Source organism: Streptomyces griseus subsp. griseus, assembly GCF_003610995.1.
In the GTDB taxonomy this organism is placed as follows: domain Bacteria; phylum Actinomycetota; class Actinomycetes; order Streptomycetales; family Streptomycetaceae; genus Streptomyces.
On record NZ_CP032543.1, the window covers coordinates 6,008,609 to 6,033,615 of the forward strand.

The following is a 25,007-nucleotide window of genomic DNA, read 5'->3' on the forward strand; positions in this document are numbered from 1 at the left end:
GAATGATCACTCTACGTAACGAAGCGCTACTGGATGCTATGGGCCGATCAGGGGACATTCTGCATATGCCCGTGTCTTATATGACTTTAGATAACTTTTATGGCACTTCTTAGGCGATCAGGTGATCAGTACGACAATCATCTCGGCTTGAAGGAGCCTCCATGCGCATCTCCCGTTCCGTCCGTTCCCGCCGCGCCCGCACGGGGGCCAAGGTCGCCGTCGCCGTTGCGGTCGCCGGCGTCTCCCTGGCCGGGGCACCCGCTGCCTACGCCGTCCCCGGCGACAGCGGCAACATCGACGTCCGCTCGGTCAGCTGGCACTCGAACCGCGGCGGGGTCGAGGTCTGCAAGTTCGTACTGTCGGCCAGCAACTTCGAGTCGTTCCCCTCGGTCCCCTGGACGATCACCGAGCAGCCTCCGACCGTGCCGCCCGGTACCACCCTGATGGACCGGCTTCCGCTCATCAACGGCAGTGCGCGCAGCGAGGCGTACCTGCTCCCGGAGGGCACCTACCAGCTGGTGTGGGTCGTCCCCGCAGGCCCGAAGCAGCGGAGCTTCAAGGTCGAGTGCGACCGCGGTAACTACGGCAGCAAGCCGCACAAGCCCATCGGCGGCGTCCCCGCGGGCGGCGGCGGTGTCCCGGACATGGCATCGGTCAGCTCCGAGAGCGACTCCAACGCCACAACCACCGGGGCCGTACTGGCCGCAGGGGCTGCCGGCGCCGCGGGTCTGGTCATGATGCGCCGGTCCGCACGCCGCCGTGCTCGTGGTGAGGCGTAGTTCTCACCGCCGACGGCGACGACGAGGGCCCACGCGCGCGTGCCGTCTCACGATGACGCTGAGCGTGACGTTCTCGCTGGTGGCCGGCATCGTCTGGGTGTCCTCGGACTCGTCCGAGGACACGGTGCCGGCCACCGCCGCCCGTGGCGGTGACTCAGTTGGCGGCGGGCGGGAACCGTTCCGGCGGGCCGTGCACCAGCCAGACCAGCACGTGCCCGCCTCGCACGCACCCCTGGTGCCGTCCCGACCCTTGAAGGTCGCCATCCCGGCCATCTATATCGAGGCGGCGGTCACCGGGCTCAGTCTCGACGCGAAGGGACGGCTCGGCGCCCCGCCGTTGAGCAAGCCCAAGCTGACGGGCTGGTACGAGAAGGGACCCTCGCCCGGCGAGAACGGAACGGCCCTGATCGTGGGCCACCGCGACACCAGAACAGGTCCCGCCATCTTCCTCAACCTCAACGCACTGCGCCGGGGCGACAAGGTCAACGTGGTGCGGGCGGACCGCAGAACCGCGGTCTTCACGGTGGACGCGGTGAAGACGTACACGAAGGACAAGTTCCCCGACGACAAGGTGTACGGGGACACCGGCCGGCCCGAACTCCGACTCCTGACCTGCGGCGGCCAATTCAATGAGAAGGCAGGCTACTCGGCGAACGTGGTGGTCTTCGCCCACCTCACCTCACTCAAGAAGACAGCCTGAACACCGCGTTCAACGCCGGGCCGCTACCTCGGCTGGGCATGGGTGCGGACCGGAGCCGACAAGAACCGGTGCCTGTCGATCCGCCGCAACCTCGTGACCGATGAATTCGCCTTCCACCTGTGCCGGTCACCAGGCGAGGTGGCTCTGTCCGCGCTGGTGCGCGTCGCCGGGACCAGGTGGTGCGTAGAAGAGTGCTTCCAAGCCGCAGAAGGCCAGGTCTGCCTGGATCACCAGGGCGTGTCCGCAATGTCGGTGGGGAGCCAGAGCCCGTAGGCAGGCGAGGGTGACCAGGGCTTGGTGGTGGCGGGCTCGTTTGTCGTAGCGGGTGGCGAGGGCTCTGTTCCACTTGAGTCTGTCGAAGCAGCGTTCGACGACGTTGCGGCGGCGGTAGGCGGCGCGGTCGAGGCGGCAGTGCGTCTCGCTACGTCGTCGGGGTCCGTCGATCTGGGCGGTTCGTTCGGGGGTGACACACCCGATGCCGCGTTTTCGCAGGTGGACGCGGATCTTGCGGGACGAGTAGCCCTTGTCGCCGGCCACCCGGTCGGGCCGGGAGCGGGGCCGGCCGGGCCCGGGCCCCTTCACGCCGACGCGGGCCGTGACCGGCTCGAACTGCGCGCAGTCATTCACGTTTCCGCCCGTGGTCGTGAAGGCGAGCGGCCGGCCCTGCCCGTCGCAGGCGAGGTGGATCTTCGTGCTCAGCCCGCCGCGGGGCCGGCCCAGTGCCTCACCTTTCCCGAGCCCCCTTTTCGGGCCCCGGCCGCGTGCTGGTGGGCCCGCACGACCGTCGAGTCGACACACACAAGTGTCCAGTCGACCTCGCCGACCGCGTCGGAGTGCTGCTGGACGTGGGCCAGGGGCCGGTCCCACGTCCCGTCCGCCGACCACCGGCGGGACCGCTCGTAGACCGTCTCTCACGGCCCGTACCGTTCCGGCAGATCCCACCAGGCGGCACCGGTGGAGAGCTTTCACAGAATCCCGTTGAGGACCTGCCGCCGGTCACGCACCGGCCGCCCCGTCCGAGGCGGAGCCAGCAACGGCCAGATCACCGCCCAGGCCTGATCAGTCACTTCATGACGACGCACCACGAACGGACCAACGACCCACCGGCATACGGACACGCCCTGGCAGGTCCGCCACTGGACGTCCTGGTACCGCCACATCACCCGGCGATGCTCGCGCTGGCCCTCCTCACCGCCGTCGCCGTCAGCGCGACGCCTGACCGGAGCACCGACCCGAACCGTCCGGTCCGCAGCAGCGATCCGAGCGACCTGACCATCCCGGAGATCCGTCACATCATCGGTAGACTCCGCAGACCATCGACCACGCCGCGCTGCCTTCTGGCCTGATCAATCTGGCGCAGACTCCACCAGGCACAGGCCGGACGCGCCCACTACCGACGACGACTCACCGGCCACTCGCACACATGGATCACGAAGTCGCACTGGAGCACTAGGCTTCCGGAGATCCGCGACGGGTGCTGCAACCCCGCACCCCGCGCACCCCTGGCTTACGGAGTCCCGTCGTGAAGCTTCATGTCCGCACCGCCATCATGTGCGCCATCGGCGTGCTCCTGGCCGGATGTGTGTCCGCTCCGGCCGACGCGGGCCGGCCAGCCGCCGAGGGTGACGCTCCCTTCTGGCAGGCAGAGTTCGACGGGCCCGCGGGGACGCGCCCGTCAGCCGAGGACTGGAACACCGAGACCGGCAACCTGGACGAGGAGGGGTGGGGGAACAACGAGTTGCAGTACTACACCGACGATGCCGCCAACTCGGCACTCGACGGCTCGGGCCACCTGGTGATCACCGCACGACGCGCTCCCGAGGGTGCGGAACTGCCGTGCTACACCCAGGACTCCTGCCCGTGGACCTCCGCGCGCCTGACCACTGCCGGGAAAGTCTCGCTCCACCACGGACGCGTGGAGGTCCGGGCGAAGTTGCCCACCGGCACCGGGCTGCTCCCGGCCATCTGGCTGCTCGGCGACAACGGCGCGCAGTGGCCCGCCCAGGGCGAGATCGACATCAGCGAGGTCGTCGGTGACGAACCGCGCACCGTCCACGGAACCGCGCACGGTCCGACGTACTACAACGAGAAGGGCATCGGCGGTTCCACGACCCTCCCCGCAGACGCCTCCCTGACGTTCCACACCTACGCCGTGGACAAAGAGCCCGAACGCGTCACCTGGTCCGTCGACGGGGAACCTTACTTCACCCTGACCCCGGACAAGCTCCCGGCCGAGCACGACTGGGTCTTCGAGCAGGACATGCACCTCCTGCTGAACGTCGCGGTCGGCGGCGACTGGCCGGGACCGCCCGACAGCACCACGCGCTTCCCGGCGACCATGACCGTCGATTACGTACGCCTCTACGGCACAGGACGCGACTGACCGCGACCCGCGCCAAGCACCGGCAGGACGAGACATCAACCACGCCGGACCGGAACTCGACCCCAGCGCCCATGACGGCTCCCAAGTACCGGCGCTGCGCGGCCGCGGCCTCCTGCTGTGGAACGGCACCTGGCAGGGGGAGGACGGCTACGCGGTCCGCAGTGGTACCAAGCAGCTCACCCAGTCGCGGCTGTGTCGACCCTGACTTGTGCCGCCGATTCACCTTGGCCCCGGGGGGCTCCGTCAGGCCGGGGGCCTGACGTACCGGTAGTGAAAGTGGGGCGACAGGTGGTCCCCTCCTTGGAGCTCGCGGAGAATCAACGTGTGGCTTCCAACGGTTCGGCTCCTTGGTGTGGTGTCCGCATATCTGGCGAGGGCCGAGATCGATCCCGTCCGAAGTTCGCGATGTTGTTGCCACACTCGGACGAGAGGCAGCGCCGTCTACTGATGGGGCTGAGGCCAGATTCCTGGGCCGCGGGGGGATTTGGGCGCTCGCGCGCCACAGCGACACGCGCGGCGGTTGCGGAACTGGTGTGTTGGCCCCAGTGCCAGAGATGGGTCACCTGCGGCGGGACTCGCACTCCGGGTGTCGTGACGCCGCCTCACCCTCTCGCTGGCAGATCGGCCGTTGAGCGGGTGGGATTGCGGGGTAGTTGATCATGGGTCCCCGGGTGACCGTTCATGGGCGCGGGTACTGCGTACGCGCCGGGGCCCACCGATGGAGAGGAGTGGCGTCATGGGCGAGCGTCGTGTGGTGGTGTCCGGGGGGAGTATTGCCGGGTTGTCGGTCGCTTTCTGGATGCGGCGGCTCGGGTGGCAGGTCACGGTGATCGAGCGGGCGCCCGCTTTCCGGGACGGGGGGCAGAATGTCGACGTGCGGGGCGTTGCCCGTGAGGTCTTGGACCGCATGGGGCTGTTCGAGGCGGTGAAGAGGCAGAACACGACGGAGAGGGGGACGGTCTTCGTCGATGCGGATGGCCGGGTGACGGCCGAGCTGCCTTCCGTGGGTCCGGACGGTGCGACGGCCGAGCTGGAGGTGCTGCGCGGTGACCTGGCCCGTACCGTCCACGACCACCTGCCGCCCGGTGTCGTCTCCGTTCACGGTGACAGCATCGAGACCGTGACGGACTCCGCCGAAGGCGTCCGCATCGTCACGTCCGCCGGACGACAGATCGACTGCGATCTCCTGGTGGTCGCCGAGGGAGTGCGCTCGGCGACGCGCGACCGCGTCTTCACATCCGGGGAGGTGACCAGGACCGACCTCGACGTGACCATGGTCTTCGGTACGATCCCCCGCACGGAGGATGACGACGACCGGTGGCGCTGGCACACCACCACCCGGGGACGGCAGATCCATCTGCGGCCCGACCGCCACGGCACCACCCGTGCAGTCCTCTCGTTCAGCCCGGGGGACGACCTCACCGGCCTGGACCGCACAACTGCTCTGGCCCGGCTTCGAGAACGGTATGCCGGCGCGGGCTGGCAGGCACCCCGTGTCCTCGACGCTTTCGATACCGCCGAGGACCTCTACATCGACCAGCTGACCCAGATCAGGATGCCGACCTGGCACCGCGGGCACATCGTCGTGGCGGGGGATGCCGGATGGTGTGTCACACCGATGGGCGGGGGAGGTGCATCACTCGCTCTCACCAGCGGATACGTCCTGGCCGCGCAGATCGCCGCACACCCCGGGGACACCGAGGCCGCCCTGTTGGCCTACCAAGCCTGGATGCGCCCTCTGGTCGACGGTGTTCAGCATCTGCCGCACGGGATCAAGCACTTCGCCTATCCACAGACCCAAACCGGCCTGGCTCTACGCCGCCTCGCCGACAAACTCCTGACCTCTGCGCCGCTCAAGCCCCTGACCGCGAAGCTCACACAGGTCGCCGCCACCGAGCGCCAGCTCCCTGCCTTCCCCGATGCCAGCCGATGACACCGGCACGAGACGCCGGCAGTACGCATCATGGCCATCTACCGGCGTGTGCCTCAGCTTTCGGTGAGCATGCTGGTGCGGAGCCCGGTGAGGGTTCGGTTGAGGATGCGGGAGACCTGCATCTGGGAGATGCCGAGGTGGTTGCCGATCTCGGACCGGGTCATGCCCTGTCCGAAGCGCAGTGAGGTGATGGTGCGCTCGCGTTCGTCCAGGGCGGCGGCTTGTGCGCACGAGAGGTCCACCGGTCTGAGCACGACCGTCTTCTCCGGCGCCGTCACCATCCCGGCGAATGTCCCCGCCTGGCGGAAACGGGCCCGGCCGGGTACCGCGTCGCCGGCCTTCAGGCGGGTGACGCCGGTGCCGACCGCCGCGACGACTCCGGCGGAGTCGTGCCCCATCGCCCGGGGAAAGGAGCGGCCGGTCATCAGCTTCATCTGGCGGTTGCGCATCTTCCAGCCCAGCGAGTTGGCGGCCGCCGCTCCGACGCCGACGAGTACCTCATCCGGACCCGGCCATGGTGGCTCGAACTCAGCGAGCCGCATCACCTCCGGACCGCCGTAGCGGTCGTTCGGAAGGCGCTTCACGGGGCGTACTCTTTCGAGATCTCGGTGGCGTAGTTCTTCCAGAGCGGTTGCATGGTCTCGGCGTTGACCGGCTGCCCGGAATCGATCATGGCCTTGAAGTCGCGGAAGTACTGCACGTACAGGTCCGGCGTGAAGGTGTTCAGCATGACCGCGTTCTCGTCGCCGACGTTGGCGAACGTGTGCGGCGCCCCGGTCGGCACGATGACCCAGGTGCCCGGCCCGGCGTCGTACTGGTCCTCGCCGACGGTGAACCGGAAGGTTCCCGCCAGCACGTAGAAGCCCTCGTCATGCTGGGCATGGCGATGCTGCAACGGGCTTGGGGTGCCCGGCGGGATGGTGACCTCGGCGAACCCCAGCCGGTGGTCGGTGTGCTCGCCGCTCTCCAGGATGCGGATCTGCTGCGCCCCGCTGCCGAGGATCTCGCCCTCACCGGGTCGGACGATGTTCACCTTAGCCACGGTCTCTCCTCTTGCTAGTGCCTGCCTTGGTCACCACCATCCTCATCCGGGCCGGCTGTGCGCGTCCTGGCCGTCCGTGCACGGTTGCTGGTTACCAGTGCACGGGCGTTGTAGCCGTAAGTCGCCTTGAAGAGCTTGCTGAAATGGGTGGGATCGGAGAATCCCCATCGGGCGGCCACGGCGGTGACCGTACGTCCGCTTTCGGTCAGCTCGGCCCGGCAGCGCTCCAGGCGTCGGTGGCGGATCAGGGCCGCGACGGTGAGCGGCTGGTCCTCGAACAGCTTGTGCAGCCGGCGTACGGACATGTTGTGGGCGGCGGCGATGCTGGGCGGGGACAGGTCGGGATCGGCCAGCCGGGCCTCGATGTAGCCGGCGATCCGGCTCCGCAGCCGTCCGTCCGGGGCCGGTTGATCGTCGCCGAGCCGGGCCTCCAGCGCGACCGCGATCAGTTCGACGACGGCCGCCGCCGACCTCAGCGCCTCCGCCTCGCGGAACTCGGTCGCCCACCGCGCCGACTCCCGGGCCAGCACGGAGACGAGGGCGCCCGGGCCATGGGTGCCGTCGATGCGTACGCCGATGAGCCGGTCGATCTGCGCGGGCCGGATCCGAAGCTCACGGCGCGGAACCAGGATGGTGACGTGTGCCGCGGCGGTGCTCTCGAACCGGAGCGCACGCGTGGGATCGAGCAGCACCAAGTCGGTCGGCCCGAGTTCGGCGTCGCCGCGCCCTTGCTCGATCCGCGTCCGGCCCCGGGCCATCACCTTGACCGCCAGGTTCTCGCCGCCGCAGGCGTCGCGCTCCCGCCCGATGCAGGCGCTCTCGGGCGTGTCGAGGGAGACCAGCCGCAGCGGCCCGAGGTCACGGATGGCGGCCCTGCCCCGGAAGCCGGCCCCGGCCAGCTTGTTGACCAGCGGCGGAAACCCGCTGGAGGCCAGCTCGTCCTGGAACGACTCAAGGTTGCCGATCACTGGTCGATGGTAACGGGGACACTTCTGTTCGGGCACGGTGTTCGGCGGGTGCCGCAACGACGCACGGCCCACACCTGACCGGCCGGGCGCCGGTGCACGCGATGGACGGATCGGTCGCGCCGGCGTGCGACGGCCGAACGCTGGGCGCAGCACCGGTATCGAGATCGCGCTAACCGCCTTGATGGACTTCGAGCTGTGTTCACGCTCGTTGGCGATCGACTGGAGTCGGCTGGTGGACGCGGCTGTGCGGGCCGGGTCTGTTCCGCGCGATCGGCGCCACCGTGCTAGGGCTGCGTGCGGACCTGCAGGAGGCGCCCTAGGCACTGAGAGGGGTGACGACGGTTCTCCAGAAGACGCCCTGGCCGACGAACACCACCCGCTTCCCGACACCCAGCGCCGGCGGTGGAGATCATCCACCGCAACGCCGGACGGCCGCCCCGGCCGCCCACTCCAGGGCAACCGTCTGGTGGACAAGGACCGGAAGGGCCCCGAGGACGTCGTGTACGACTGGGCGGCGGAGCACGGGATCAAGAGGTGGCCCGGAGGCCGGAGGGGCCGGGCACCCGTGCCGCCCGCCCCTCACGCCTCCGCTGGGCGGGGCATCGCGGCGAGGTAGTCGCCGAAGCCGCCGTGGGCGCGGGCCTGGAGCCGGGGCGAGGTGAGGACAGGGCAGTGGGCGGTCCGCAGCACACGGTGGCCCCGGCGTTCGAGGGCCTCGACCAAGGCGTGGTCCTCGCCGGTGGCCAGCGAGGGGAAGCCGCCCACGTCCAGGTAGGCGGCGGTGGCGACCCCGAGGTTGGCGCCGTGGACGTGCGGGTGCGCCCAGGGGGTTCCGGCCGGCGGCCGGGTGGCCTCGTACCGGATGCGGTGGGGCGTGGCCAGCGGTGAGGTGGACGGCAGGGCGATGGTTCCGACGACCGCCTGCCAGCCTTCGCGGGCCTCGGCCAACTGGTGGGCCAGCCAGTTGCGCGGGACCACGCTGTCGGCGTCGGTCGTCGTGATCCAGGTGACGGGCGCCGCGGCATCGGCCCGGGCCAGGGCGTGGCGGACGCCGACCGCCCTGGCCCGGCCGGGATTGCGGAAGGCGGCGTCGACCACGAGCGCCCCGGCGTCCCTGGCCACCGCTGCCGTACGGTCCCGGCAGGCGTCCGCCACCACGACGGTCAGGACCCGCGTCGCGCCGAGAGCGGGGTGGCGGGCCGCCCGGCCGATCGCGGCGAGCGCCGCCGGCAGCAACGCCTCCTCGTCGTGGGCGGGAACGACCACGACGACGGTCCTCGCGCTCACACCAGCCCCTCGCGCGCGGCGACCCCGGCGGGCCGTCCGCCGTCCGCGGAGGTCCGCCGGTGGACCTGGAGGACGAAGTCCTCCTCGCGGTGGTCGGCGAGGAGGGCGAGGCCGGGCTGGTCCGCGACGCGTCGCGCGATCCCGGCGCCGGTGGTCAGATGCTCCTCCACCGGATGGTTCCAGTGGACGGTGACCAGAGTGCCCTCCGGTTCCAGGGACGACACCGTCCGCTCCAGCACCGTGCCGAGCGTCAACTCGTCCAGGTAGTAGAGCAGTTCGGAGAGCACGATCAGGTCGAAGGAGCCCTCGGGCCACTCCTCGGGCAGCAGCATGTGGTGCACCGACACGTTGGGGAGAGCAGCGGTGCGACGGCGTGCGGTCCTGACTGCGGACTCCACCCGGTCACAGGCGAGCACGGTGGCGCAGCGGTCCGCCAGCCGGCGGGTGAGTTCCCCGACGGAGCAACCGGGTTCGAACGCCCGGCGGTAGCGCGGCAGCGGCAGGGCCGCGACGGTCAGGTCGTACTTGCGGCGCTCGTACCACCGCTCGGTCAGGCTCCACGGGTCCTCCGCGGAGCCGTACATGGCGTCGAAGTACGTGGCCGGCGTGCCGGGGCGGTTCATACGAAGACCACCTCCCAGCCGCGCAGATGGTGCGTCAGCTCCTCCGGAGGCAGTACGGCCGCGTCCTGCGGCGCCGGGCCCAGCGGCCGGATCTGCGTGGCGAACCGGCTGACGGCGGCCCGCTTGAGGGCCTGCGCCGCAGACGGCAGGACGATCCGGGCGGCCCGCTCCCACGGAACCCTGCTGTCACCGGGTTCGGCCCAGTGCCACATCCAGACCGGATACAGCGCGCACGGCACGCCTGTCGTCCGGGCGGCGGCCAGGGCGGCGCGGCCGGCCGCCTCGTGGTCGCCGTGCACGTCCTCGGTCCACGGTGCCAGGCAGAGTGCCGCACCGGGCAGCAGGGCGGCCAGTTCGCGGGCGAGTACATCCTCGTGATCGCCCACCCCCGTGTCGGGCAGCCTCAGCCGTACGATCTCGGCCCCTGCCGCGCCCAGCTCGGCCAGTGCCTCCTCCAGCTCCCGGGCCCGCAGTTCGGCGAGCTCGGCGGGGGAGAGGACGAGCGAGTCCGGGTGGGAGCCCTCGCCGTCGGTGACCGACACCACGGTCACGGCGAGACCGGCCGCCACCAGCCGGGCGATGGTGCCGCCCACACCCAGCACCTCGTCGTCGGGATGGGCGGCGACCACCACCACCCGCCCCTCCTCCGGCAGCGCGTAGTCCGGGAGCCGGTCCCAGCCGTGCCACGCGCGCCAGAGCGCCTCGTCCGTGCCGGGCGCCTGGATCGCGTCCGCGTGGCCCTCGGGGCTCCTGCCCTCCACCGTGCTCATCGGCCCTCCTCCGGTCCGCGGGCGACCAGCCCGCCCAGAGCCGCCAGGTCCCGTTCCGCATGGTGCTGGCGCACGTAGACGCCGAGGTCGGTCACGGCCCGCGCGTGCCGCTCGTCATGGCACAGCGGCCCCGCGCCGGTCGCCCGGCCCACGTGGTCCAGGACCTCGGAGCACACCTCCGCCACCAGGGCCCGTACCCGCAGCGCACGCAGTCCGGCCGCTCCGGCCTTGTCGAGCGGGTCGAGGTCGATCTCCTCGGCCGCCCGGCGCAGCACCGTACCGGCCGTGTACAGCCGCAGGTCCACCGCGCCGACGTGGGCATCGGTGAACGGGTCAGCGCGCCGCTCCGCCCGGGTGAACAACACCCGGGCCACCGCCCGTGCCCCGCCGTACCAGCACGCGGCCACGCCGACCCCGCCGTGGTGGAAGCCGGGGCGGCGCAGATACGCCTCCACCCCGCCGACCGGGGTGGCCGGAACGTCGGTGAAGCGGACGTCGGGGCTGTCGCTGCCGGCCATGCCGATGGCCCGCCAGGTGCCGGGGACCGGCGTGCATCCTGGGCCTCTCTCACCCGCCTCCGCTTCCGCTTCCGGGGCGCCGGTACCGACGGTTTCAGGGACGCCCGTACGGACGGCCTCCGGGGCGCCGGTACCGACGTTTTCCGGGACGCCCGTACGGACGGCCTCCGGGATGCCGGTGCGGACGGCGAAGAGCCGCCGGCCGTCCTCCGCCGTGGCGGTGACCAGGGCGTGGGTGCAGCTGTGCGCTCCGGAGCAGTACGACTTGAGACCGTTGAGCACCCAGCCGTCCGGGCCGCGGGTCGCGGTCAGCCCGGAGCCCGGCGGTTCGGCGGCCCACACCGCCCAGTACTGGCCGGGCGCCACCGGATCGTCGTCCAGCTCGGCCAGGATCGCCACGGCGTCGAGGTGGCCCTCCACCAGCCGGGCGGCGCACAGGTCGTCCTCCGCCACCGCGGACAGCACATCGAACCGGGCGGAGGTCCGGCCACCGCCCGGCAACGGCGCCTCGACGGTGCCTGCCGTCACGGCGTCGACGAACCGGGTGAACCGGTCCGCCGCACGGCGGACCGGGAGGGCGGCCGAACCTCCGCCCTCGGAGGTCTCGACGCCTGCCGTAAGAGGGATCGCATCATTCATCGGCGGCACTCCTTGCTCCATCGCTCACCGGCCATCGGCCGCCAGGGACCCACTGCCCCTGGGCAAGTCGGCGGCAGTGTGTGCGTTTCCACGTTCACCTTTTCCGGCGGCCCGCGCTTCTGGGTGCCCCTGGATGGCGGCACCACACCTGATGGCGGTGGCGGACCGCCCGGAACCCGGGAGTCAGGAGGACGCGAGTACGCGCAAGGCGAGCAGGGCGGTGTCGTCGCTGGTCCAGCCGTCATGGTGGTCGGCCAAGGCCTTACCGACGCCTTTCACGGTCGCTTCCGCGTCCCGTCCGCACGTGCCGGACAGCGCGGCGGCGAGCTCGGCGTCACCGAACACCCGCTGCCACCGGCCGGACGGTGTGCCGGGGCGGGGACGTGCCTCGCAGGCGCCGTCGGTGCGGAGCGGCAGCAGATCGCCGAGGGCCGGCCGGAAGCGGACGTCGACGAGTCCGACGCGGTCCAGGACCCCGAGAGGGGTCCCCGGGGTGCCGACCTGGTGCACGCGTACGTCGGCCCGGCGGAAGAGGGCGGGCGCCTCCACCGCCACCAGCTGCCATGAGGTACTGAAGTGGCGGCAGGGCCGGCGGGCCAGCTTGAGCTCCAACCTGCAGGAACGGGCCGTCGGGAAGAATCTATGCACCTCACGTATACGCGCCACGTATACACGCGGTGTATAGTGCTCCGCATGTCCATCGGTCACACCCTCTTAGGGCTCCTGGAGTCCGGTCCCCGACACGGTTACGACCTGAAGCGGGCCTTCGACGAGAAGTTCGGTCACGACCGGCCGCTCCACTACGGCCAGGTCTATTCGACGATGTCCCGGCTGTTGAAGAACGGCCTCGTGGAGGTCGACGGTACAGAGACGGGCACAGGCCCCGAACGCAAGCGGTACGCGATCACTGAGGAGGGCGTCACCGACGTCCAGCGGTGGCTCGCCACACCGGAGAAGCCCGAGCCCTACCTCCAGTCGACCCTTTACACGAAGGTTGTCCTCGCCCTCCTGACGCACCGCAACGCGTCGGAGATCCTCGACACCCAGCGCTCCGAACACCTGCGCATGATGCGCATCCTCACCGACCGCAAACTCAAGGGCGATCTCGCCGATCAGCTGATCTGCGACCACGCTCTCTTCCATCTCGAAGCCGTCCTACGATGGCTCCAACTCACCGCCGCGCGCCTGGGTGGACTCGCCGAGGCGGTGACGACCCGATGACGCCCGCAGGCTCCCTGCTCGTGGCCCACGACCTGCGCAAGGCGTACGGCCCCACCAATGCCCTCGACGGCGCCGGCTTCTCCATCCACCCGGGCGAGGTCGTCGCCGTGATGGGCCCCTCGGGGTCCGGCAAGTCGACCCTCCTGCACTGTCTCGCCGGCATCGTGACGCCCGACTCGGGCTCGATCACCTACGGCGGTCGGGAGATGGCAGCCATGAACGACTCCCAGCGCAGCGCGTTGAGGCGCTCGGAGTTCGGGTTCGTCTTCCAGTTCGGCCAGTTGGTGCCCGAGCTGACCTGTGCCGAGAATGTGGCCCTGCCGCTGCGGCTGAACGGCGTCCGGCGCAAGGAGGCCGAGGGCGCCGCCCTGGCCTGGATGGAGCGCCTGGAGGTCGACGATCTGGCGGGCAAGCGGCCCGGCGAGGTCTCCGGCGGCCAGGGCCAGCGCGTCGCTGTGGCCCGCTCCCTGGTCACCAGCCCGCGGGTGCTGTTCGCGGACGAGCCCACCGGCGCCCTCGACTCCCTCAACGGCGAACGCGTGATGGAACTGCTCACGGAGGCCGCCCGGTCCACCAACGCGGCCGTCGTCCTCGTCACGCACGAGACCCGGGTGGCCGCGTACTCCGACCGCGAGATCGTCGTGCGGGACGGGAAGTCCCGGGACATGGAGCACGCCGTATGAGCCTCCCCGCATCGCCCACGGTTCCCCCGACCGAGGGCCCCTCGGACTGGTACGCCGGGGAAGATCCCGAGGAAAAGCCCTCCAAGCTCCGGCAGTGGCCGGGAGACCTGGCCATGGGCCTCAAGTTCGCGTTCACCGGCGGCCGCGAGGGCTGGGTACGCGCCCTGCTCACCGGTGTCGGCGTGGGGCTCGGGGTGGCGCTACTGCTGCTCACCACCGCGATCCCGAACGCGATGCAGGCGCGGGAGGACCGCGAGTACGCGCGCATGGACGTGGCGATAGGCGACGCCGAGCCGGCCAAGTCCGACAGCACGGTGCTGGTCGCGAACGTCGACACCGAGTTTCGCGGCCTGGACGTACGCGGCCGCCAGCTGGAACCCGAGGGCCTGCGGGCACCGCTGCCGCCCGGGATCAAGAGATTCCCCGCACCCGGCGAGATGTTCGTATCCCCCGCGCTCAAGGAACTGCTGGACTCCAAGGACGCCGAACTGCTGCGCGAACGGATCCCTTACCGCATCACCGGCAGCATCGGTGAGAGCGGTCTGATCGGCTCGGCCGAACTCGCCTACTACACGGGCGGCCAGAGCCTGGCCGAGTTCGTCGATGACTCCGCCATCTCACGCATCGACACCTTCCGGGCGACGAAGGCGCCCTCGCAGGAGACGGATCCGGTCCTGCTCCTGCTCGTCCTCCTCGTCTTCGTGGTGCTGCTGATGCCGGTCGGCGTCTTCATCGCCACGGCCGTGCGCTTAGGCGGCGAGCGGCGCGACCGGAGGCTCGCCGCGCTCAGGCTCGTCGGCGCCGACAGCCGGATGACCCGCCGGATCGCGGCGGGCGAGGCACTCGGCGGCGCCCTTCTCGGGCTGGCTTTCGGCATCGGGTTCTTCCTGATCGGTCGCCAGGTCGCCGGCTCCGTCGAGCTCTTCGGGGTCAGCGTCTTCCCGAGCTACCTCGACCCGGCGCCCGCGCTCGCCGTCCTGATCGCCGTCGCGGTCCCGGCGGCGGCGGTCGCGGTGACGCTGCTGGCCCTGCGCGGAGTGGTCATCGAGCCGCTCGGCGTGGTGCGCACGACCAAGCCGGCGCGACGCCGGCTGTGGTGGCGGTTGCTGCTGCCGCTGGGCGGCCTCGGCCTGCTCGCCCCGATGATCGGCCAGGGCGGCGGCAACGGCACATTCAACGAGTACATGGTCGCCGGTGGTGTCATCCTGCTCCTCGTCGGTGTCACCGCGCTGCTTCCCTGGGTCGTGGAAAATGTCGTGGGCCGCCTGAACTCGGGTCCGGTCTCCTGGCAGCTGGCCGTACGCAGGCTCCAGCTGAGCAGTGGCACCGCGGCCCGCATGGTCAACGGCATCGCGGTGGCGGTGGCCGGAGCCATCGCTCTGCAGATGCTGTTCTCCGGCGTCCAGGACAACTTCACGGAGCCCACCGGCCAGGATGTCTCGCGCGCCCAGATGGAGGTCTCCATACCGAAGGGCGCCGCCCTCGCGGAGGCACAGCGCAAGCTCGCCGGCACCCCTGGTGTGCGCGGCGCCGTCGCGGTGTCCACCACCTCGCTCGGTGCCGGCCGGGAGAACCCCGAGTCGTCCGTGGGACTCACCGTCGGCGACTGCGCCGCCCTGCGCGAGGTGGCGAAACTGCCATCATGCCGCGAGGGAGACGCATTTACCCTGCACGGATCCTGGCCCGACGGTGAGACCGTGAAGCTCGCCGAACCCGGCCGCGAACTCTTCGTCAACCCGACCATCGAAGGCTCCGGGAAGGGCACCGAGGCGGCATGGACGGTACCGCGGGACATCAAGAGGGCCGTCCCGTACAAGGGCCCGACGGGCTGGGAGCGGACCGGCTTCCTGATGACCACGAAGGCGTTGCCCACCGCAGTCGCCTCCGACATCAGCGGAGTGATTTACGTCAGACTCGACCGGTCGGCCCCGGAGGTGCACGAGGTGGTGCGCAACGCAGTCGCGGAGATACACCCGCTCGCCAGCCCCACGATCTACGCGCAGAACGAACGATCGCAGAGCTACGACTCCCTTCGCACCGGCCTCTTCGTCGGCGCGGCCTGCGTCCTCGCGCTGATCGGGGCGAGCCTGCTGGTCTCCCAGCTGGAACAACTGCGCGAGCGGAGGAAACTGCTGTCGGCGCTGGTCGCCTTCGGCACCCGGCGCCGCACGCTGAGCCTGTCGGTGCTCTGGCAGACCGCGATCCCGGTCGCCCTGGGCCTGGCCCTGGCCCTGATCATGGGCCTCACCCTGGGCAGCGTCCTTCTCAAGATGACGGACACCGCGATCAGCGTGGACTGGACGAGCGTGCTGGCCATGACAGCCATCGGCGCAGCAGCGGTCCTGGCCGTAACAGCTCTCAGTATCCCCCCGCTACTCCGCCTGATGCGCCCGGACGGCCTGCGCACGGAGTAACCCAGGCGGACGACGTCGACTTCGAGAAGGAAGTCGTCCATGCTCGACGGCAGATCAGGACGGTGCGAGCGAAACTGTGCTTCGCGCTTCCGAAGGGCCGCAAGGTCCGGGACGTGCCGCTGCCGGCCGGCGTGGCCCGAGCCGTCCGACAGCATATGGAGCAGTTCGCGCCGGTGCCGGTCACGCTGCCCTGCGCGCACGGGGAAGCGCCACCATCGACGCGATCTTCGTGTGGCCGCGACCGTCCGCCGGGCCCGTGGCTCGTAGCCCGCCGCAGGCCCAAAGTCCCAGAGACGTCCCAGACATGCCGCCGCACCCCACCCTGACCCGCTGAAGGGCAGGTCAGACGGGGTGCGGCAGCATCCTCGTATCAGATGTCCCGGAAGATCTCGATCTGCGCCCCCACCGAGTTGAGCCGCTCCGCCAGCTCCTCGTAACCCCGGTTGATGACATAGACGTTGCGCAGTACGGAGGTGCCCTCGGCCGCCATCATCGCCAGCAGCACCACCACGGCGGGCCGCAGAGCGGGTGGGCACATCATTTCGGCGGCGCGCCAGCGGGTGGGGCCCTCGACCAGGACGCGGTGGGGGTCGAGGAGTTGGAGGCGGCCGCCGAGGCGGTTGAGGTCGGTGAGGTAGATCGCGCGGTTGTCGTAGACCCAGTCGTGGATCAGGGTCTGGCCGTGCGCGGAGGCCGCGATCGCCGCGAAGAACGGCACGTTGTCGATGTTGAGGCCGGGGAACGGCATCGGGTGGATCTTGTCGATCGGGGCCTCCAGCTTGGAGGGCCGGACCGTCAGGTCCACCAGCCGGGTGCGGGCGTTGTCGGCCGCGTACTCCGGGGTGCGGTCGCAGTCGACGCCCATCTCCTCCAGGACCGCGAGTTCGATCTCCAGGAACTCGATCGGCACCCGGCGGATGGTGAGTTCGGACTCGGTGACCACCGCGGCGGCCAGCAGGCTCATCGCCTCGACCGGGTCCTCGGAGGGGGAGTAGTCCACGTCCACGTCGATCTGCGGGACCCCGTGCACGGTGAGGGTCGTCGTGCCGATGCCGTCGACCCGTACGCCCAGCGCCTCCAGGAAGAAGCAGAGGTCCTGGACCATGTAGTTGGAGGAGGCGTTGCGGATGACCGTCGTGCCGTCGTGGCGGGCGGCGGCCAGCAGGGCGTTCTCGGTCACGGTGTCGCCGCGCTCGGTCAGCACGATGGGGCGGCCGGGGGAGACCGAGCGGTCCACCTGGGCGTGGTACAGCCCCTCCGTGGCGGCGATCTCCAGGCCGAACCGGCGCAGCGCGATCATGTGCGGCTCGATCGTGCGGGTGCCCAGGTCGCAGCCGCCCGCGTACGGCAGCGTGAACTGCTCCATCCGGTGCAGCAGCGGGCCCAGGAACATGATGATGGAGCGGGTGCGGCGCGCGGCGTCGGCGTCGATCGCCTCCATCTCCAGCTGCGCGGGCGGCACGATCTCCAGGTCCACGCCGTCGTTGACCCAGCGGGTGCGCACCCCGATGGAGTTCAGCACCTCCAGGAGGCGGAAGACCTCCTCGATCCGGGCCACCCGGCGCAGGACCGTACGGCCCTTGTTGAGCAGCGAGGCGCACAGCAGCGCGACGCAGGCGTTCTTGCTGGTCTTGACGTCGATGGCGCCGGAGAGGCGACGGCCGCCGACGACCCGCAGATGCATGGGCCCGGAGTAACCGAGCGACACGATCTCGCTGTCGAGAGCTTCGCCGATACGGGCGATCATCTCAAGGCTGATGTTCTGGTTGCCGCGCTCGATGCGGTTGACGGCGCTCTGGCTGGTGCCGAGAGCCTCGGCCAGCTGTGTCTGTGTCCAGCCCCGGTGCTGCCGGGCGTCACGGATGAGCTTGCCGATGCGTGCGAGGTAGTCGTCTGACATGACGGCAGGTTATCTCAGATATGAGATGAGGCTGATGTGGGGATGTGCCATTCGAGTGACGGCCGTGCAACCGTTCGGGAGGGCTTCGCACCGCTCCGCTCGCGGAACGTGCGACGTGCCCGCGCCGCCATCGTCCCCCGAGTGGGGCGACCGGGCACGGAGCGCGCCGCCGTACGGGGCGTGGCCCGGCTCGGCCGGGAGGCCCGCGCGTCGTCCGACGCCGGCCGGACGGGCCCGGGCCAGGGCCGTGGCGGGCGTCAGACCGCCCGTCCCGCCAGCCACTCCAGCGCCTCCGCGCCCGCGCCGAGCACGGAGATGTGGCCGTCGCCCGGGCGCACCCGCAGTTCGGCCGTCGGGCAGCGGTCGGCGAGCCAGCGGCTGTGGGCTGCCGGGGCTATCCGGTCCTGGCCGCCGTGGAGCAGGAGCAGGGGCGCGGTGATCCGTACGGGGTCGAAGCCCCACGGTGCGACGTACGCGAGGTCGTCGGCGATCAGGGCGTCCGGACCGGCCTCCAGGGCGGGCCCCACCACCTGGTCGAACCAGGACCAGTCGCCGGCCAGCGCATCGCGGTCGGCGTCGGTGAACATCTCCGGGTCGTACCCGGCGCCCGCCTCGTACGCCCTCTTCGCCTCCCGCCCCGCGGCGGCCGCCCGCAGCGAGGCCGCCGAGGACGGCACCATGCCCGCGTACCAGTCGAGTCCCTCGGCGCCGTACGGCGCGAGTCCCGCGGCCGTCACCACCCCCACGACCCGGTCGGGCAGCAGCGCACCGCAGGCCAGCGCGTGCGGGCCGCCGCCGGAGTGGCCGAGGACGGCGAAGCGGTCGATGCCGAGCGCGTCGGCGACCGCCCCCGCGTCGGCGGCGGCCGACGCCACATCCCGGCCGGGCAGCGGGGACGAACCGCCGTAGCCGGGACGGTCGTACGAGACCCAGCGGATGCCCAGCCCCTCGGCGGCGGCGAAGAGCGGCGCGGGCGGCGAGCCGATGTTCGGCGTGCCGTGGTGCCAGAGCACCACGAGTCCGTCGCCGGAGGAGCCGCCTTCGCCGCCCGTGTCGTACACATGGAGCCCCCGGCCGTCCTCCAGCCGCAGATCGCTCTCCTCGACCCTCACTCCGCCACCCCTCCACCACGCAGCACGTATCCGCCGCACGACCCTACCGACCGCCTCCGACAGAGGCCCCGGCGATCACTCCGCTCTCGGAGGCAACCCAGAGGTTCGACTCCCCGTCTCGATGTCCGAGAGCGCGTTCGACCCGGAGCAGACCACCGGAACGGGCGCGCGGGTGACCAGGGTTGAGGAGGAGCTTTGATACGTGGCCGGAGAGCATGGGCCACCGCGATAGCGGTGCTGACGGTGGCGGGGGTGGCGCCTACGGGGGCGTACGCCGCCCCGGCGCCGCCGGAGATACCCGGCGCCACCGCGACACCCCATGCGGGCGACGCGCTGCCGCCCGGCTGGCGCATCGCCGGTGAGAACGGGCGCAGCCACCTGGAGTGGCGTGCGCCCGAGCCGGTCCCCATGGGCGACGCCCGCGTGGAGTTCCGCGCGAACGGCGAACTCGTGGGCGTACCCGAACCGCAGGACGACGGCCGGACCTTCCGGCTCCCCATCGACGAGGTCCGCACCGCCGACCTCGGTGACCTCGCGGTCGAGGCGGCCGGGCGCCGACTCGACCAGGCCCCGGGCGCGGGCGCGCACCGCAAGGCCAAGCCGCCCGCCCCGAAGCTCCCGCCCAAGCTGCCCGCGGGGGCCGTCGACCCGGGCAAGCCCGGCACGTACGCCACCACCACCGGCGAGTACAGCCTCGCCTCCGTCAGGCTCCCCGGCTTTCCCGCACCGGTCGAGATGCGCGGAGTCGTCGTCGCCCCGAAGAAGGCGCCCGGCAAGCGCCCCATCGCCCTCTTCCTGCACGGCCGCCACTCCACCTGCTACGTCCCCGGCAAGAGCGGGGAGGTCTCCGGCGACTGGCCCTGCGCCAAGGGCAGCAAGCCGATCCCCAGCCACCGGGGCTATCTGCGCGACCAGAAGCTGCTGGCCTCGCAGGGGTACGTGACCGTCTCCATCTCCGCCAACGGCATCAACGGCCAGGACTGGAACGCCGAGGACGGCGGTGCGCAGGCCCGCTCCTCGCTGATCCGCAACCACCTCGGCCGCTGGGCCGACTGGGCCGCCAAGCCCGCCTCCGCGCCCGCCGCCGTACGCAAGGGCCCGAAGGCCGACCTGTCCCGGGTGCTCCTCGTCGGGCACTCGCGCGGCGGTGAGGGCGTCAACCGCGCGGTGATGGACAGCCTGTACAAGCCGCCGGCCGCCCAGGACGGCTACCGCTCCAAGGCCCGCTGGAACATCCGCGGCACCGTCCACATCGGCCCCACCATCTTCGGCCAGAACCCGGTGCCGGACGTCCCCTCACTGACGATCCTGCCCGGCTGCGACGGTGACGTCTCCGACCTCCAGGGCCAGGTGTTCACGGACGGCACCCGGGGTGTCAGCCGGGGCAAGGCCCTGCACAGCTCGGTCTACATGGTCGGTGCCAACCACAACTACTTCAACACCGAGTGGACGCCCGGCCAGGCCGAGGCCCCGGCCGACGACGACTTCTGGCACGAGCCCGAGTCGCCCGACCCGCTCTGCTCGCCCGGCGCCGCCGGACGGCTCTCGGCCAACCAGCAGCACAAGGCGGGCGCGACCTACATCGCCGCCGCCGCACGGCTGTTCGTCGGCGGTGACGACCGCGTACGCCAGCTCGTCGACGGCACCGGCCGCCGCGCCCCCTCCGCCGACCCCGCCCGGGTGCTGACCCACGCGGTCGGCGGCAACCGGGGCGCCGGCTTCCTTCCCGACGACCCGCAGGGCGGGCCCAAGGTCGGCGGCGCCCGGCTGTGCGACGCCGTCGCCCCCGGCCGCTCCGCCTGCCTGGGCGAGAAGGACCCCGGCTCCTCGCCGCACTTCGCCCAGTGGCGCCCCGAGCACGAGGCCGGCCGCCGCGCGGTCGCCCTGGACTGGAAGAAGCCGGGCACCATCGCCCGTGTCACCCCGAAGAAGCCGGTCTCGGTCAAGGGCGCGAAGAGCCTCGCGCTCCGCGTCGCCGTACCGCCGAACACCGGCGGCACCCGCTTCGACGTCCACGTCAAGGACGCCAAGGGCAAGCGGGCCAAGCTGGGCAGCGTCAAGATCGACGGGCTGCCCGGCACCGACCGCACCAGCTCGTACTGGGCCCAGGAGGTCCGTGTCCCGCTGACCGCCGCCGTCCGCGCCAAGCTCGACCTGGGCAGGATCGCGTCCCTGGAGCTGACCCCGAAGTCCGCCTCCGGCAAGGCGCTGCTGATGGACGCCTGGTCGTGGAAGCCGGGCACCCCCGCGGTGAAGGCCGCTCCGCTCGCCCGCGTCGACATCGGCCGCCTCACGGTCAAGGAGGGCGACTCCGGCTTCCGTACGTACCAGGTGCCGGTCCGTACCACCGGCAAGAACGCCGGAGCGGTCCGGCTGTACGTCGTCGACCCCGACACCGGCAAGTCGGTCGGCCGCCTGGTCAAGGTCGGCCCCGGTACCGCCGGGATCAACGTCAGGGTGAAGGTCGAGGGCAACAAGCGTTACGGCTGGGACAAGGCCTACGACATCCTCGTCAAGGCCGTCCGCGGCACGGTCATCGGCGCCGACGCCGGTGGCGTACTCGCCGAGAACGACGACCCGATGCCGAAGGTGACCGTCACGCCGGTGGCCGACGACGTCACCGAGGGCTCGCCGCTGACGTGGCGGATCTCCCTCTCGGAGAAGGCGGACGTCGACATCTGGACCGTTGCCCAGCTGATCCCCGTCCCCGACGGCCGCCCGGAGCTGTCCACGGCCGACGTCGACCAGGAGTGGCTGTCGCAGCTCGTCGAGGAGGTCCCGAACCCCGCGATCCCGCTCTCGAAGGTCGAGTACGGGACGCTGTGGACGACGGTCGAGGCAGGCCGGACCTCCGCTGACCTCACCGTTCCGACCATCCGTGACCAGGTGAAGGAGCCGACCGAGTACGTCCGCCTCCAGCTGACGGACGAGGAGGACGCGCCGCTGGGCCCGCCCTTCGAGGGCACGGTTCGCGACACGCCGTAACCCGTCCCCTGCACCGGCTCCGGCCCCTCCGCGACCGTGCGGTGGGGCCGGAGCTCTGTCCGCGGTGGGCGTACCCATCCTTTGCGGCAGCGCGGGTAGGAGCGCACAGGGGCACCTGGGCATGACCGAGCGGCGGCTATGTACTAGAGTTATCTCGACATCGAGATATGTGCCGAGGCGCACCACAGCCGCCGCCCGGTAAGGCAAGCCTAACTAAGCCTTACCTTAGCGGATGGTCGGGGCCGTAGGCGGCACAACGCGGTGCCCGCTGCCAATGAGGCGCGGCGCGGTAGACGCGCACATTGAAGAAGGAGACTGTCGTGTCGGCGAACAGCTTCGACGCCCGCAGCACACTGCGCGTGGGCGACGAGTCGTACGAGATCTTCAAGCTGGACAAGGTAGAGGGCTCCGCGCGCCTCCCGTACAGCCTGAAGGTCCTGCTGGAGAACCTGCTCCGTACCGAGGACGGCGCGAACATCACCGCCGACCACATCCGGGCCATCGGCGGCTGGGACTCCCAGGCGCAGCCCAGCCAGGAGATCCAGTTCACGCCGGCCCGCGTGATCATGCAGGACTTCACCGGCGTGCCGTGTGTCGTGGACCTCGCCACCATGCGTGAGGCCGTCAAGGAGCTCGGCGGTGACCCGGCGAAGATCAACCCGCTGGCCCCGGCCGAGCTGGTCATCGACCACTCCGTCATCGCCGACAAGTTCGGCACCAACGAGGCGTTCGCCCAGAACGTGGAGCTGGAGTACGGCCGCAACAAGGAGCGCTACCAGTTCCTGCGCTGGGGCCAGACCGCCTTCGACGAGTTCAAGGTCGTCCCCCCGGGCACCGGCATCGTCCACCAGGTCAACATCGAGCACCTGGCGCGCACGGTCATGGTCCGCAACGGCCAGGCCTACCCCGACACCCTCGTCGGCACCGACTCGCACACCACCATGGTCAACGGCCTCGGCGTGCTGGGCTGGGGCGTCGGCGGCATCGAGGCCGAGGCCGCGATGCTCGGCCAGCCGGTCTCCATGCTCATCCCGCGCGTCGTCGGCTTCAAGCTGACCGGCGAGCTCCCGGCCGGCACCACCGCCACCGACCTGGTGCTGACCATCACCGAGATGCTCCGCAAGCACGGCGTCGTCGGCAAGTTCGTCGAGTTCTACGGTGAGGGCGTCGCCGCCACCTCGCTCGCCAACCGCGCCACCATCGGCAACATGTCGCCGGAGTTCGGCTCCACCGCCGCGATCTTCCCGATCGACGACGAGACGCTGAAGTACCTGCGCCTGACCGGCCGCGACGAGCAGCAGGTCGCCCTCGTCGAGGCGTACGCCAAGGAGCAGGGCCTCTGGCTGGACCCGGCCGCCGAGCCGGACTTCTCCGAGAAGCTGGAGCTGGACCTCTCCACGGTCGTCCCCTCCATCGCCGGCCCGAAGCGCCCGCAGGACCGCATCGTCCTCGCCAACGCCGCGCAGCAGTTCGCCTCGGACGTGCGCAACTACGTCTCCGACACCGGTGTCGACGAGGCGGGCAAGGAGTCCTTCCCGGCCTCCGACGCCCCGGCCGTCTCCAACGGCATCCCGTCGAACCCGACCACCGTCACGGCCCCCGACGGCTCCACGTACGAGATCGACCACGGCGCCGTCACGGTCGCCGCGATCACCTCCTGCACCAACACCTCGAACCCCTACGTCATGGTCGCCGCCGCGCTCGTGGCGAAGAAGGCGGTCGAGAAGGGCCTGACCCGCAAGCCGTGGGTCAAGACCACCCTCGCCCCGGGCTCGAAGGTCGTCACCGACTACTTCGACAAGGCGGGGCTGACCCCCTACCTCGACAAGGTCGGCTTCAACCTCGTCGGCTACGGCTGCACCACCTGCATCGGCAACTCCGGCCCGCTGCCGGACGAGGTCTCCAAGGCGGTCAACGACAACGACCTCGCCGTCACCTCGGTGCTCTCCGGCAACCGCAACTTCGAGGGCCGGATCAACCCCGACGTCAAGATGAACTACCTGGCGTCGCCCCCGCTGGTCGTCGCGTACGCCATCGCCGGTTCGATGAAGGTCGACATCACCAAGGACGCCCTCGGCACCGACCAGGACGGCAAGCCGGTCTTCCTGACCGACATCTGGCCGACCGAGGCCGAGGTCAACGACGTCGTGGCCAACGCCATCGGCGAGGACATGTTCAACAAGTCCTACCAGGACGTCTTCGCGGGCGACGCCCAGTGGCAGGCGCTCCCGATCCCGACCGGCAACACCTTCGAGTGGGACGCCGAGTCCACCTACGTGCGCAAGCCCCCGTACTTCGAGGGCATGGCGATGGACCCGTCCCCGGTCGAGGACATCACCGGCGCCCGGGTCCTCGCCAAGCTCGGCGACTCGGTCACCACCGACCACATCTCCCCGGCCGGTGCCATCAAGGCCGACACCCCGGCCGGCAAGTACCTCACGGAGCACGGCATCGAGCGCCGCGACTTCAACTCCTACGGCTCGCGCCGAGGCAACCACGAGGTCATGATCCGCGGCACGTTCGCCAACATCCGCCTGCGCAACCAGATCGCGCCGGGCACCGAGGGCGGCTACACCCGCGACTTCACCAAGGATGACGGCCCGGTGTCGTTCATCTACGACGCCTCGCAGAACTACCAGGCCGCCGGCACCCCCCTCGCGATCCTCGCGGGCAAGGAGTACGGCTCCGGCTCGTCCCGCGACTGGGCCGCCAAGGGCACCGCGCTCCTGGGCGTCAAGGCCGTCATCGCCGAGTCCTACGAGCGCATCCACCGCTCGAACCTCATCGGCATGGGCGTCCTCCCGCTCCAGTTCCCCGAGGGCCAGACGGCCGAGACCCTCGGCCTCACCGGCGAGGAGGCCTTCTCCTTCTCCGGCGTCACCGAGCTGAACAACGGCACCACCCCCCGTACGGTCAAGGTCACCACCGACACCGGTGTGGAGTTCGACGCGGTCGTCCGCATCGACACCCCCGGCGAGGCCGACTACTACCGCAACGGCGGCATCCTGCAGTACGTGCTCCGCAGCCTGATCCGCAAGTAGGCCGCAGAG

At 70.8% G+C, this 25,007-nt stretch carries 20 protein-coding genes and 1 pseudogene; 10 read left to right on the forward strand and 11 right to left on the reverse strand.

What is annotated here, in order from left to right; all coding sequences use genetic code 11:
• Positions 1–161: 161 nt before the first annotated feature.
• Positions 162–779 (forward strand): hypothetical protein, encoded by a 618-nt coding sequence (locus tag D6270_RS26990; protein ID WP_109163094.1) that lies wholly within the window; start codon positions 162–164, stop codon positions 777–779.
• A gap of 52 nt (positions 780–831) precedes the next feature.
• A complete protein-coding gene (locus D6270_RS26995) occupies positions 832–1,479 on the forward strand; it encodes a class F sortase (RefSeq protein WP_109163093.1) in 648 nt (215 codons plus the stop codon).
• 270 nt (positions 1,480–1,749) lie between these two features.
• Here the strand turns inward: D6270_RS26995 and D6270_RS27000 are convergent.
• A pseudogene (locus D6270_RS27000) lies at positions 1,750–2,561 on the reverse strand (IS5 family transposase); the annotation flags it as partial.
• Here D6270_RS27000 and D6270_RS33405 point away from each other — a divergent pair.
• The 3 genes from D6270_RS33405 (at position 2,550) to D6270_RS27010 (ending at position 5,795) form a co-directional block, all read left to right on the forward strand.
• Complete coding sequence (locus tag D6270_RS33405; RefSeq protein WP_162600259.1) at positions 2,550–2,825, forward strand: hypothetical protein; 276 nt, start codon at positions 2,550–2,552, stop codon at positions 2,823–2,825. The pseudogene D6270_RS27000 and the gene D6270_RS33405 sit on opposite strands and share 12 nt — an antisense overlap.
• Before the next feature lie 176 nt (positions 2,826–3,001).
• Entirely contained in the window at positions 3,002–3,862 is an 861-nt protein-coding gene (locus D6270_RS27005; protein WP_109163092.1) for a glycoside hydrolase family 16 protein, read from the forward strand.
• Between the two features lie 736 nt (positions 3,863–4,598).
• Positions 4,599–5,795: an FAD-dependent monooxygenase gene (locus D6270_RS27010; protein WP_151414730.1), complete on the forward strand. Its 1,197-nt coding sequence runs from the start codon at positions 4,599–4,601 to the stop codon at positions 5,793–5,795.
• 53 nt (positions 5,796–5,848) lie between these two features.
• Here D6270_RS27010 and D6270_RS27015 read toward each other — a convergent pair whose 3' ends face one another.
• From D6270_RS27015 to D6270_RS27055, 8 genes are all read right to left on the reverse strand, one after another.
• On the reverse strand, positions 5,849–6,379 hold the full coding sequence (locus tag D6270_RS27015) for a sigma-70 family RNA polymerase sigma factor (protein ID WP_109163091.1): 531 nt from the start codon (positions 6,377–6,379) through the stop codon (positions 5,849–5,851).
• Positions 6,376–6,837 (reverse strand): cupin domain-containing protein, encoded by a 462-nt coding sequence (locus D6270_RS27020; RefSeq protein ID WP_109163090.1) that lies wholly within the window; start codon positions 6,835–6,837, stop codon positions 6,376–6,378. The genes D6270_RS27015 and D6270_RS27020 overlap by 4 nt, the downstream gene beginning before the upstream one ends.
• A gap of 14 nt (positions 6,838–6,851) precedes the next feature.
• Positions 6,852–7,805, reverse strand: a complete 954-nt coding sequence (locus D6270_RS27025; protein WP_109163089.1) for a helix-turn-helix domain-containing protein — start codon at positions 7,803–7,805, stop codon at positions 6,852–6,854.
• A 579-nt stretch (positions 7,806–8,384) separates the two neighbouring features.
• The gene (locus tag D6270_RS27035; RefSeq protein WP_109163087.1) at positions 8,385–9,092 is read right to left on the reverse strand and encodes a glycosyltransferase family 2 protein; all 708 of its coding nucleotides are present in this window, start codon (positions 9,090–9,092) and stop codon (positions 8,385–8,387) included.
• A complete protein-coding gene (locus D6270_RS27040; RefSeq protein WP_109163086.1) occupies positions 9,089–9,715 on the reverse strand; it encodes a class I SAM-dependent methyltransferase in 627 nt (208 codons plus the stop codon). The genes D6270_RS27035 and D6270_RS27040 overlap by 4 nt, the downstream gene beginning before the upstream one ends.
• Complete coding sequence (locus D6270_RS27045; RefSeq protein ID WP_109163085.1) at positions 9,712–10,485, reverse strand: PIG-L deacetylase family protein; 774 nt, start codon at positions 10,483–10,485, stop codon at positions 9,712–9,714. The genes D6270_RS27040 and D6270_RS27045 overlap by 4 nt, the downstream gene beginning before the upstream one ends.
• Complete coding sequence (locus D6270_RS27050) at positions 10,482–11,642, reverse strand: acyl-CoA dehydrogenase family protein (protein ID WP_109163084.1); 1,161 nt, start codon at positions 11,640–11,642, stop codon at positions 10,482–10,484. Before D6270_RS27050 ends, D6270_RS27045 begins: the two co-directional genes overlap by 4 nt.
• 183 nt (positions 11,643–11,825) lie before the next feature.
• Positions 11,826–12,254, reverse strand: coding sequence for a SpoIIE family protein phosphatase (locus tag D6270_RS27055; RefSeq protein ID WP_225976957.1), 429 nt, complete (start codon positions 12,252–12,254; stop codon positions 11,826–11,828).
• Between the two features lie 81 nt (positions 12,255–12,335).
• On the opposite strand from D6270_RS27055, the gene D6270_RS27060 reads away from it, so the two are divergent.
• The 3 genes from D6270_RS27060 (at position 12,336) to D6270_RS27070 (ending at position 15,960) form a co-directional block, all read left to right on the forward strand.
• On the forward strand, positions 12,336–12,863 hold the full coding sequence (locus tag D6270_RS27060) for a PadR family transcriptional regulator (RefSeq protein ID WP_109163082.1): 528 nt from the start codon (positions 12,336–12,338) through the stop codon (positions 12,861–12,863).
• Complete coding sequence (locus D6270_RS27065; RefSeq protein ID WP_109163081.1) at positions 12,860–13,546, forward strand: ABC transporter ATP-binding protein; 687 nt, start codon at positions 12,860–12,862, stop codon at positions 13,544–13,546. The genes D6270_RS27060 and D6270_RS27065 overlap by 4 nt, the downstream gene beginning before the upstream one ends.
• A 113-nt stretch (positions 13,547–13,659) precedes the next feature.
• A complete protein-coding gene (locus D6270_RS27070; protein WP_109167256.1) occupies positions 13,660–15,960 on the forward strand; it encodes an ABC transporter permease in 2,301 nt (766 codons plus the stop codon).
• A gap of 370 nt (positions 15,961–16,330) precedes the next feature.
• On the opposite strand, the gene D6270_RS27080 is transcribed toward D6270_RS27070, so the two are convergent.
• Together D6270_RS27080 and D6270_RS27085 are read right to left on the reverse strand one after the other, a co-directional pair.
• Positions 16,331–17,860 (reverse strand): helix-turn-helix domain-containing protein, encoded by a 1,530-nt coding sequence (locus D6270_RS27080; protein ID WP_093686159.1) that lies wholly within the window; start codon positions 17,858–17,860, stop codon positions 16,331–16,333.
• Between the two features lie 257 nt (positions 17,861–18,117).
• Complete coding sequence (locus tag D6270_RS27085; protein WP_109163080.1) at positions 18,118–18,972, reverse strand: alpha/beta fold hydrolase; 855 nt, start codon at positions 18,970–18,972, stop codon at positions 18,118–18,120.
• A gap of 195 nt (positions 18,973–19,167) precedes the next feature.
• On the opposite strand from D6270_RS27085, the gene D6270_RS27090 reads away from it, so the two are divergent.
• Together D6270_RS27090 and acnA are read left to right on the forward strand one after the other, a co-directional pair.
• Positions 19,168–21,957: a hypothetical protein gene (locus tag D6270_RS27090; protein WP_109163079.1), complete on the forward strand. Its 2,790-nt coding sequence runs from the start codon at positions 19,168–19,170 to the stop codon at positions 21,955–21,957.
• Between the two features lie 320 nt (positions 21,958–22,277).
• The gene (gene acnA / locus D6270_RS27095; RefSeq protein WP_109163078.1) at positions 22,278–24,998 is read left to right on the forward strand and encodes an aconitate hydratase AcnA; all 2,721 of its coding nucleotides are present in this window, start codon (positions 22,278–22,280) and stop codon (positions 24,996–24,998) included.
• The last annotated feature ends 9 nt before the right edge of the window (positions 24,999–25,007 follow it).